Source organism: Paenisporosarcina sp. TG20 (assembly GCF_000286315.1).
Classification (GTDB): Bacteria; Bacillota; Bacilli; order Bacillales_A; family Planococcaceae; genus Paenisporosarcina.
In genome coordinates this window covers 1-10,665 of sequence record NZ_ALJG01000221.1, presented here as the reverse complement: position 1 = coordinate 10,665, position 10,665 = coordinate 1, and the positions used below count along the sequence as shown (strand labels likewise).

The 10,665-nt window shown below is 36.5% G+C and carries 8 protein-coding genes; all 8 read right to left on the bottom strand.

What is annotated here, in order from left to right; translation table 11 throughout:
- Positions 1-372: 372 nt before the first annotated feature.
- Complete coding sequence (locus tag B371_RS0104835; protein ID WP_019413174.1) at positions 373-1,347, bottom strand: electron transfer flavoprotein subunit alpha/FixB family protein; 975 nt, start codon at positions 1,345-1,347, stop codon at positions 373-375.
- A gap of 37 nt (positions 1,348-1,384) precedes the next feature.
- A complete protein-coding gene (locus B371_RS0104830; RefSeq protein ID WP_019413173.1) occupies positions 1,385-2,158 on the bottom strand; it encodes an electron transfer flavoprotein subunit beta/FixA family protein in 774 nt (257 codons plus the stop codon).
- A 25-nt stretch (positions 2,159-2,183) separates the two neighbouring features.
- Complete coding sequence (locus B371_RS0104825; protein WP_019413172.1) at positions 2,184-2,957, bottom strand: enoyl-CoA hydratase; 774 nt, start codon at positions 2,955-2,957, stop codon at positions 2,184-2,186.
- Between the two features lie 17 nt (positions 2,958-2,974).
- On the bottom strand, positions 2,975-3,556 hold the full coding sequence (locus tag B371_RS0104820) for a TetR/AcrR family transcriptional regulator (protein WP_019413171.1): 582 nt from the start codon (positions 3,554-3,556) through the stop codon (positions 2,975-2,977).
- Positions 3,557-3,643: 87 nt separating this feature from the next.
- Positions 3,644-5,341: a long-chain-fatty-acid--CoA ligase gene (locus B371_RS0104815; RefSeq protein ID WP_019413170.1), complete on the bottom strand. Its 1,698-nt coding sequence runs from the start codon at positions 5,339-5,341 to the stop codon at positions 3,644-3,646.
- Between the two features lie 220 nt (positions 5,342-5,561).
- The gene (locus tag B371_RS0104805; RefSeq protein ID WP_019413169.1) at positions 5,562-5,975 is read right to left on the bottom strand and encodes a DUF350 domain-containing protein; all 414 of its coding nucleotides are present in this window, start codon (positions 5,973-5,975) and stop codon (positions 5,562-5,564) included.
- A gap of 87 nt (positions 5,976-6,062) precedes the next feature.
- Positions 6,063-8,426: an endonuclease MutS2 gene (locus B371_RS0104800; RefSeq protein ID WP_019413168.1), complete on the bottom strand. Its 2,364-nt coding sequence runs from the start codon at positions 8,424-8,426 to the stop codon at positions 6,063-6,065.
- A gap of 152 nt (positions 8,427-8,578) precedes the next feature.
- Positions 8,579-10,282 carry a DNA polymerase/3'-5' exonuclease PolX gene (gene polX / locus B371_RS0104795; protein ID WP_019413167.1) on the bottom strand — a complete coding sequence of 568 codons (1,704 nt, stop codon included), beginning with the start codon at positions 10,280-10,282 and terminating at the stop codon, positions 8,579-8,581.
- Between the last annotated feature and the right edge of the window lie 383 nt (positions 10,283-10,665).

Sequence of the window (10,665 nt, the reverse complement as noted above, 5' to 3'; positions counted from 1 at the left end):
CTTCTTTTAAAATCAACAGTGATAACAATATATTTTTAAAAATAAATATAAAAATTCGTTCTATCTTGTAAAAAGAAAGTACCCAAACCTATATAGAATGATTTTTTATGTACAACCCAAATATTACTAAACAAGAATATATCACTGAATAAAATTCACTTTGACTGAGCGGGAAATTTTCTTAAAAAAGAAATCACGACTTCTTATTAATCGAATTATGAGAGTCACATCAAAGAAATACCGTTTTAGCATGTTAGTCTCTATATACTAAAAACACCATGAACACTGAATTCATGGCACTCTATAGTCATAAAATTTCTTATTTTAAAATAAAACTCCGTAAAGTTTTTCACTTTACGGAGTTTTATCATATTAATTTGCTTTTAGTTTTTTAAATTCTTCTGTCAACATTGGAATGACTTCGAACAAGTCGCCGACAATTCCATAATCAGCTACTTTGAAAATGCTCGCTTCAGGATCTTTATTGATCGCTACGATAATTTTCGAGTTAGACATACCAGCTAAATGTTGGATAGCTCCAGAAATTCCTGCTGCAATATAAAGATCAGGCGTTACTACTTTACCTGTTTGCCCTATTTGAAGAGAGTAATCACAGTAGTCAGCATCACATGCGCCACGAGATGCTCCTACAGCGCCACCTAATACTTTTGCTAGTTCATTTAAAGGTGCAAAACCTTCTACACTCTTAACGCCACGTCCGCCTGCTACAATTACTTTCGCTTCTGATAAGTCTACACCTTCAGTTGATTTACGAACAACTTCTTTAATAATTGTGCGAAGGTTTGTAATGTCAACAGCTAAAGATGAAACATCCCCTGAACGACTATCATCATGAGCTAACGGTTCAATGTTATTTGGTCGGATCGTGATGAATGTAATGCCCTCTTTAGCAGTTACTTTTTCAAACGCTTTACCTGAGAAGATAGGACGAACAAACACAGCGTCTGCTCCCTCACCTTCAATACTAGTTACATCTGAAACTAGTCCAGATTGTAATTTACTTGCAATTTTCGGTGATAAATCTTTACCAAGTGCAGTATGTCCGAAAACAACTCCATCTGGTTTCTCACTTTCAATAACCGCCATAAATGCTTGGCTATAGCCGTCAGAAGTATATGATTTCAAATGTGGATGTTCAACAGTTACTACACGGTCTGCACCATAATGAAACATTTCAGTTGCTAGAGATTGTACAGCGTCCCCTAAAAGAACAGCTACAATTTCCCCACCGTCTGAAATTTTCTTAGCTGCAGCAATGGTTTCAAAAGATACATTACGTAAAGCACCTTCACGTGCTTCACCTAATACGATTACTTTTTTTGTCATGATGTATTTCCCTCCAATTACAATTCTTCAGATTAGATTATATGACTTTTGCTTCTGTACGAAGTAATTGTACCAATTCTTGCACTTGATCTGAAAGATCGCCTTGTAACACACGACCCGCTTCTTTTTTAGGAGGCAAGTAAATTTCGATAGTCTCCGTTTTCGCTTCAACATCATCTTCATCGATATCTAAATCATCAAATTCTATTTCTTCAAGCGGTTTCTTTTTCGCTTTCATAATACCCGGTAAAGAAGGGTAACGAGGATCATTTAAACCTTGTTGAGCTGTCACTAGAAGTGGTAATGACGTTTCAATCATTTCAGAATCGCCTTCCACATCACGAACAATATTTACCTGTGTTCCATTAATTTCTAGTTTTGTAATAGTTGTTACATAATTGATATTCAATAAGTCGGCAACGCGTGGTCCAACTTGCCCTGATCCACCATCAATCGCGACATTTCCAGCTAAAATCAAGTCTGGGTTCTTATCTTTCAAATAATCAGCCAAAACTTGAGCAGTAGTGAATTGATCCATTTTATCTAAATCATCTTCTACGTTAATGAGTACTGCTTTATCAGCGCCCATTGCAAGTGCTGTACGAAGCTGCTTTTGAGCGTCTTCTCCACCCATTGTCAACACAGTTACTTCGCCACCGTGTGCGTCACGAACTTGAATAGCTTCTTCAATCGCATATTCATCGTAAGGGTTTATGATAAATTCAGCACCATCTTCTTGAATCTGGCCACCTGAAATGACAATCTTTTCTTCTGTATCAAATGTACGTTTTACCAACACATAAATATTCATGTTGCAGACCTCCCAATACTTGTCATTATTTTCCTTTAAATGATGGTTCTCGTTTTTCAATAAAAGCAGAAATTCCTTCTTTAGCATCTTCGGATACGAACACGGTTCCAAAGGATTGTGCTTCAGCTTTTACACCTTCATCATAAGCGTATGATTTTGCATATTGAAGCATCTCAATCGTTGCTTTTATAGCCACAGGACTCTTCTTAGCAATTTTTGTAGCAAGTTCCATTGTCTTTGCAAGAAGTTCTTCTTCTGCATATGCACGGTTTGCTAACCCCCATTTAACGGCTTCTACACCACTAATTGGATCACTTGTGAACAACATTTCTGCTGCTTTAGGCATGCCTACTAATCGAGGTAAACGTTGAGTACCAGCAAAACCAGGAATTAATCCTAGCTGTAATTCAGGCAACCCTAGTTTAGCATTTTCAGACACAATACGCATGTGACAACTCATTGCAAGTTCAAGTCCTCCACCAAGAGCAGCCCCGTGAATCGAGGCAATAATAGGTTTAGAGAATCTTTCTAGGCGTTCAAAGATTTCTTGTCCACTTGCAGATAAAGCTGAAAACTCTCCTCCAGTATTTATTGAAGTAAACTCCTTAATGTCTGCACCTGCTGAGAAGAAACGACCTTCTCCATGTAAGACAATTACACGGATGCTGTCATCATGTTCAACAGCATTCATTAATTCATTTACTTCGAGAATAAGTCCCCGTGATAATGCATTTGCTGGTGGTCGATTAATCGTTACTTTCGCAACGTAATTTTCTACACTCCAACTCAAAAACTCCATTAACGTCATCCTTTCACTTATGATTTCATACCACTTAGTAATAACTGATGTACTTTAGGCGCTAATTTCATCAAATCATATTTTTGTTCATTCATCACCCAAGTAGTAATCGTCTCATCAATTGTACCAAATACCATATGTCTCGCAAGTCTAATATCTAAATCTTTAACAAATTCTCCATTCTCGATTCCCTCTATTAAAATGTAATCGAGTAAAATTAAGTATTCTTTCAACACTTCATTTATCTTAAGTCTAGTATCTTTATTTGATTGACGTAACTCTAGTTGTGTAACGATGGCTAAATGGTGATCTGTCGCTAATACTCTAAAATGATTATCAACCATCTTATATAACTTTTCTGAAGAAGATGTCTCATTTTTAATAATGGTCTTTAAATTTCCAACAAAAACACTCATCTTTTCAGTAAACACAGAAACGAGGATGTCTTCTTTATTTTTAAAATATAAATAGATTGTCCCATCAGCAACACCAGCTTGTTTCGCAATTTTAGAAACCTGGGCTTGATGATAACCATTTTCTGCAATAACTACCACGGCTGCATCAATTATTAGTTTGTACTTCGGTTTTTCTCGTTTCATAAGCTATACCCACCAAAAAAATGAAATGGTGAATGAACATTCATTCACTATTTCATCTTAGACTGAAGAATTGTTGTTGTCAAGAAATTATGAAGTTACACTTTCCTTTTCAATTTTCCCTTTTTCCTCTTCAATTAATTGTCTACGTAGTATTTTTCCTACGGCTGTTTTTGGTAACTCTTTTCTAAATTCATAAATTTTCGGAACTTTAAATGCTGCTAGATGTTCTCTACAGAATGCGTCCAACTCTTTTTCTGAAACATTTTGATTTTCTTTTAGAACAATGTACACTTTAACAGTTTCTCCTCTATACGCGTCAGGTACGCCGGCTGCAACACATTCTTGTATAGCAGGGTGTTCATACAGTACTTCTTCAATTTCACGAGGATAAATATTAAATCCGCCAGCGATAATCATATCTTTCTTGCGATCAACTATATAGAAGAAACCTTTCTCATCCATATACCCTAAATCTCCTGTTAACAACCATCCATCACGCATAGTATTTTGTGTGTCTTCGGGACGATTCCAGTAACCTTTCATAACTTGTGGACCACGTACACAGATTTCACCAATTTGTCCAGCAGGTAGTGGTTCTGTAGAATCCATTTCAAAGATTGCTGCATCAGTATCAGGCCAAGGAACCCCGACAGATCCTTTGATACGGTTTTCGCTCCAAATAAAGTTTGAATGTGTGATAGGTGAAGTTTCAGTTAGTCCATATCCTTCAACAAGCTTACCACCAGTTACTTTTTCAAACTTTTCTTGTACTTCGACCGGTAATGGTGCAGAGCCACTTAAACATGCTTCGATTGAAGATAAATCATATTTTGCTATATCCGGATGATTCAATAATCCAATATATATTGTTGGTGCACCAGGGAATAATGTTGGTTTTTGCTTATCGATTGTTTTTAATGCTGACACGACATCAAACTTCGGTAATAGGATCATTTTATTTCCAAGCATTACAGATAGGATTAGAACTGTAGTCATTCCATACACATGGAAAAATGGTAGAATCCCCAAAACCGACCCAGTTCCTTTTTCACTTTTATACATCCATGCATCGCACATGGTGGCATTTGAAATTAAGTTTTTATGAGTCAACATTACACCTTTAGGAGATCCCGTTGTGCCACCTGTATATTGTAAAATGGCTATGTCTTCTTCAAAATCGAATGGAACTTCAATTTTCTCTGCTTTCCCAACCTTCATGACTTCTGGGAATAGGTGATTCATACCACGATGTTCGACTTTTACAGTAAATCCATATTGTTTCTTTTGCACAAATGGATAAACTAAATTTTTAGGGAATGGTAAATAATCTTTAATGCCAGTAATAATGACGTTTTCTAACTCAGTCTCTTTTATCACTTTAGAAATCCGAGGGAATAAGATATCTAGAGAAAGGATTGCTTTTGCACCAGAGTCTTTCATTTGGTAAGCAATCTCACGTTCTGTATAAAGTGGGTTTGTTTGAACTACAATAGCACCTGCATACAAAATCCCATAATAACCAATGACGTTTTGAGGACAGTTTGGTAACATAATAGCGACACGATCACCTTTTTGAATGCCAATGGAAAGTAAATAGTTAGCAAACTTCAAAGAAGATTCATAGAGTTCTTTGTACGTGATATCTTTACCTAGAAAATGAATTGCAATTTTCTCCGGACTATTATGATACGTACGTGTCAAATATTCCTGTACTGGAATCGGTTCATACGAAAGAGTATGTGGGATCTCTGGTGGATATTGTTCTAACCAAGGCTTCTTTATCATTGTGTTTCCCCCTTTTAATATTTATAATCGTTTGAATATTACTATTCTTCATTATAAAGAAAAATGATACCGCTTACAAATTAAATTAATAAAGCATGGGATAATTTTCATATCCCATGCCAGTTTCCTATTGTAAATATAGATATACGATGCCGATTAAAACAAATAAAATGCACACTCCAATTAATACTTTCGCTAACGTTTCCATAAATAACCACTCCTACGAAATACTTGCACCAATAACAAATGACAGTCCCACAGATATTGATAATGATATAAACCCTACGGAGCGATTATCATTTTTAATTTCTCGATCAATATTAAATTTAGGTGTTAAAAACTCAAACAAAAAGTACGCGAAGAGTAGTAGTGCAAAACCATATAACCCCCACCCCATCATTTCTGGTAATGAGTTATGATTTTCAATTGAATAACGAAAAATATTAGCAACGCCAAAAATTTTTCCGCCAGTAGCCATAGCTACTGCAAAATTACCATTTTGAATTTCTTCCCAGTTTTTATATTTAGTAACGATTTCAAATAATGCCAATGTCACAATTAAACACAATACGACCACGCTGAAATATCCAGCTGTTTCCACTAAAGGGTGTTGCCAAAAACTTATACCTAACATACGATTACTCCTTCAAATGTTTCTAGCATTTACGGATGAAACGATTTTTGGTTTCAACTATCTACATAAATCATTGAAAAAAATCTTTTATTTTAGTTCCACAACCGTTATGCCATGTCCACCTTCGCCCGCTTCACCAAACCGGAAGTTTTTAACACGGGAATGATTTTTCAAAAACTGTTGGATACCTTGTCTTAATGCTCCCGTTCCTTTTCCATGAATAATCGATACTTGATGGTAATTTGACAATACTGCATCATCTATATACTTTTCCGCTCTTAGAATTGCGGCTTCATAACGCTCTCCACGTAAGTCTAGTTCTAATTTCACATACGTATCACGACCTTTTACATGGGTCATGACCACTGTCTGTTGTTGTTTTTCCGGTTTCAAGTACTCTAAATCGGATTCATGTACTTTCATTTTTAAAATACCGATTTGTACACTCCATTCATCGTTTGAAACTTTATCAAGCAAAGTCCCTTTTTGACCGTAACTTAACACCTTGACTTCGTCACCTTTTGTAAGGGTCATTTCCCGCACTTTAATTTGTTGTTGTTTTTTCAATACTGGATTTTCTGGGGTTGCTTTTTCAAGGCGTTTACGGACATCAATTAATTCATGATCTTTAATTACATGTTGCACATTTTTTTGCATTCTTCGAAGTTCTTCTATAATTTCTTCTGCTTGTCTCTTTGCATCATCCACAACTTTACGTGCTTTATCTTTTGCCTTTTGTTCAATTTTATCTTTTTGTTCTTCTAGTTGTCGTAATTGAGTTGATAAATCTTCTTTAATAGATTCTGATTCAATGCGAATTGCTGTTGATTGTTCAGCATTTTTTTCAGATTCTTTTCTACTCACTTCCAGGGAGGCAATCATCGATTCTACTTCATGACGGTCTGTTCCTGTAAATGATTGTGCATGTTTAATAATATGTTCCGGTAATCCTAACCGCTTTGAAATTTCAAATGCATTACTTCGACCAGGTACACCTATCAACAGTTTATATGTTGGACTTAGTGACTCCACATCAAATTCTACACTTGCGTTCGCAACGCCAGGTCTGTTGTAGCCATAGGCTTTTAACTCTGGGTAATGAGTAGTAGCCATGACAAGAGCACCCCTGCCATGTACTTCGTCTAAAATAGAAATCGCAAGCGCAGCACCTTCTTGTGGGTCAGTACCCGCTCCGAGCTCATCAAAAAGAACTAAGCTTTGATCATCAAACTTGGATAATATGTCTACAATGTTTACCATATGTGAGGAAAATGTACTTAAACTTTGTTCAATGGATTGTTCGTCTCCAATATCAGCGAAAATCTGATTAAATATGGAGATTTCAGAACCATCTAATGCGGGTATAGGAACACCAGCTTGAGCCATTAATGTACAAAGTCCCACTGTTTTAAGAGTAACTGTCTTCCCCCCAGTATTTGGACCAGTGATTACAATTGCCGTTATATCTATCCCAAACTCAATCGTATTTGGAACTGCTTCTTCTATATTCAACAAAGGGTGACGGGCTTTTACTAATCGTATATGTTTTTTCTCGTTAACTCCTGGTTTGGTACATTTATTGGCTTCTCCATATTTTGCTTTCGCTAATATAACGTCAATTTCCCCCAAAATTTGTACTAAATTAAATAAATCGTGTGCTGAATTTTGAACTTCTAAGGATAACGCCAATAAAATACGTTCTATCTCTTCTTGTTCATTCATTTTCAATCGACGAATCTCATTATTCGCTTGCACCACTGCGTCTGGTTCAATAAATAACGTTTGTCCAGAAGATGATTGATCGTGTATAATACCGCCGTAGTTTCCACGGTACTCTTGTTTAACCGGGATAACAAATCGATCGTTTCGTAAAGTGATGATTGAGTCTGACAACATTTTCGATGCATTTTTCCCACGAATATAGCCTTCCAACTTTTCACGCACTCGGTTTTCTTGTGATCGAAGTTGTTGCCGAATCGTTCGAAGTTTGGTGCTCGCGCTATCTAAAACTGTTCCATTTTCATCGATACACGCAATGATTTCATGTTCTAGTGCAGTTAAAATTGGAAGTGCCTGTTTTCGTTCCATGAAGTATGGAATTTGAATGTCTTCAGACTCATCCACTGCTTCAAAAAATTGACGTAAAATTCGACTTGCCCGAATCGTACTTGCTATTTCCATTAATTCAGCTGGACTTAACATCCCGCCTATTTGCGCTCGTTTTGCATGTATCCGGACGTCAAATACGCCGCCCATCGGTACATTTCCACGAACGCGTAGTAAGGATAATCCTTCATCCATTTCATCTAACAGTCGCACTACCTCTATGAAATCTGTAGAAGGTTCGAGTAAATCTAATTGCGATTTTCCAAGAGAGGAAGTACAATAACTCGCTACTTGTTCTCTCACTTTATCAAATTCTAGTGTCTTTAATGCGTGTTTGGATATCATCCAAACCACCTCCATAAATCTATAGAAATTTAAAAAGTCAATTACAATAACAGCTATCATCCGATCTTAGGTGTCATAACCCTCTGTAGAGTTATCTGCTATACAACCTAAAAATGACCGTATAAACAAACTGCTTTTGATAACTTTTTAAATCATTTTTTTAGATAATTTTCTAACTTTTCATAAGACCAGGTATTAACGATAAGATCTTGTTTCAACCATGCTTTTTGTGCATATTTTACGCCAATATCCATAAATCGTAATTGATCAATTGCATGTGCATCTGTATTAATAGCAATTGGAACATGTAGTTTTTGTGCTTCTATCAGATATTCTGTTGCAATATCAAGACGATACGGATTTGCATTTAGTTCAAGAATTTTACCATACTCTGCAGCCCATTTAATCAGTTGTGATACATCTGGATTATAACCAGTTCGTTTGCCAATAATTCGCCCGGTTGGATGTGCAATCATATCAACATGTTTGTTTTTAATTGCACTAAATAATCGTTCCATGATCTTTTCTTGTGGTTGACTAAAACTTGAATGAATCGATGCTATAACAAAATCTAGCTCTTCTAGTAGATCATCATCAAAATCTAAAGAACCATCGGGTAAAATGTCCATTTCGGTACCCGTCATAATTTTTATCGTCGGGTATGACTGTTGAATTTTGCGGATTTCGGCAATTTGTTCACGTAAACGCTCTGCCGATAAGCCATTTGCTATGCGTAAATAATGAGAGTGATCTGTAATCACCATATGTGTGTAGCCTTTTTCAATACACGCTTCAATCATCTCACCTAATGAATGCGCTCCATCTGACCATGTTGTGTGCATATGCAAATCCGATTGAATTGATTCTACTTGGATAAGAGTTTCCAACTCATCTTGACGTTCAAACTCACTAGAATCTTCACGTACAGTAGGAGGAAAATAAGGAAGTCCAAAATGGGCAAAGAAGTCAACTTCAGAGTCAAAGGTTTGATTTGAGCCATCCTCTTGCTCCACTCCATATTCACTAATTTTCTTTCCTTGTGATTTTGCTATTTGACGAAGCTTAACGTTATGATTTTTTGAACCCGTAAAATGATGTAGAGCTGTGATGTAAGCTGCTGGTTCAACAATACGAAAATCAACATCGATCAACACTTCATAATCAATCGTAAAGGAAACTTTGGTATCTCCTGCAGCTATTATTTCAGTCACTGGTAGTTCTTTTATTAGCGCTTCTCTAACTGCAACTATTTCGGTTGAAGCAATAATAAAGTCGAGATCTTTACTCGTTTCCTTGACTCGTCGAAAACTACCTGCCACTGAGAACTTGTCTATTTGCGGAATCTCACTCAGGACTTTTTCAATCATTAAAACTGCAGTTTCTAAACGCCATATTGGTAAACGATCTGGTCTAGTTTCAAAGTGATCTAATTCTTTCAAAATTTTTTCTTCCGTTTTAACACCGAAACCTGCTAAAACTTGAACTTTTTTATCTATACACGCTTGTTTTAAGGTCTCTACGGAATCAACACCTAGTTCTTGATACAACTTAGCAATTTTCTTTCCACCGAGGCCAGCAACTTGTAACAAAGGAAAAAGACCGCTAGGAACGGACGCTTCTAATTCTTTCAGTACTGAAGACTCTCCAGTTGTAATTAAGTCTTCAATTACGGAAGCAGTTCCTTTTCCAATTCCTTTTAATTTCGTAACATCCTCAATTTCAGCAAGACTTCTAGCATCAAGTTCAAGAGCTTGAGCAGCTCTTCTAAAAGCAGATACCTTAAATGAGTTTTCTCCTTTTAATTCCATATATAAAGCAATTCTCTCTAGGGTTTTTATAATAATTTTCTTGTTCATAACAAATCCTCCAGAAGGCTACGAATCTTCAGCATCACATCGCAGCGAAAGTTTTCATACGTCGTCACTGAAATAAATAGTATTCTCGGAAAAACCGAGCATTTCCACTACATCATACCCTACAAATAAGAGTGGAGTGAAGTAAGAAAATCACTTCACTCCGCTTTTGTGGTTAGGCAATCTTATAATTCATCATAATGGCAAAAAATAATTATCTAATTTTGTAAGTAAAACCGGGCAAAGTACGCCCAGACCTTAAAGAAAGCATTTGGTTTTTGGTATGATTTCCGTTGCAGGCGGACGCTTTCCGCGGGCGAGCGCCAAGCCTCCTCGTCCGCTGCGCTACCTGTGGGGTCTCGTCTGTCTCGCTTATTCCGCAGGAG

Bases quoted from the DNA above. Each gene is read 5' to 3' on its own strand.
- B371_RS0104835 (WP_019413174.1), bottom strand. From the start codon at position 1,347: ATGACAAAAAAAGTAATCGTATTAGGTGAAGCACGTGAAGGTGCTTTA.
- B371_RS0104830 (WP_019413173.1), bottom strand. From the start codon at position 2,158: ATGAATATTTATGTGTTGGTAAAACGTACATTTGATACAGAAGAAAAG.
- B371_RS0104825 (WP_019413172.1), bottom strand. From the start codon at position 2,957: ATGGAGTTTTTGAGTTGGAGTGTAGAAAATTACGTTGCGAAAGTAACG.
- B371_RS0104820 (WP_019413171.1), bottom strand. From the start codon at position 3,556: ATGAAACGAGAAAAACCGAAGTACAAACTAATAATTGATGCAGCCGTG.
- B371_RS0104815 (WP_019413170.1), bottom strand. From the start codon at position 5,341: ATGATAAAGAAGCCTTGGTTAGAACAATATCCACCAGAGATCCCACAT.
- B371_RS0104805 (WP_019413169.1), bottom strand. From the start codon at position 5,975: ATGTTAGGTATAAGTTTTTGGCAACACCCTTTAGTGGAAACAGCTGGA.
- B371_RS0104800 (WP_019413168.1), bottom strand. From the start codon at position 8,426: ATGATATCCAAACACGCATTAAAGACACTAGAATTTGATAAAGTGAGA.
- polX (WP_019413167.1), bottom strand. From the start codon at position 10,282: ATGAACAAGAAAATTATTATAAAAACCCTAGAGAGAATTGCTTTATAT.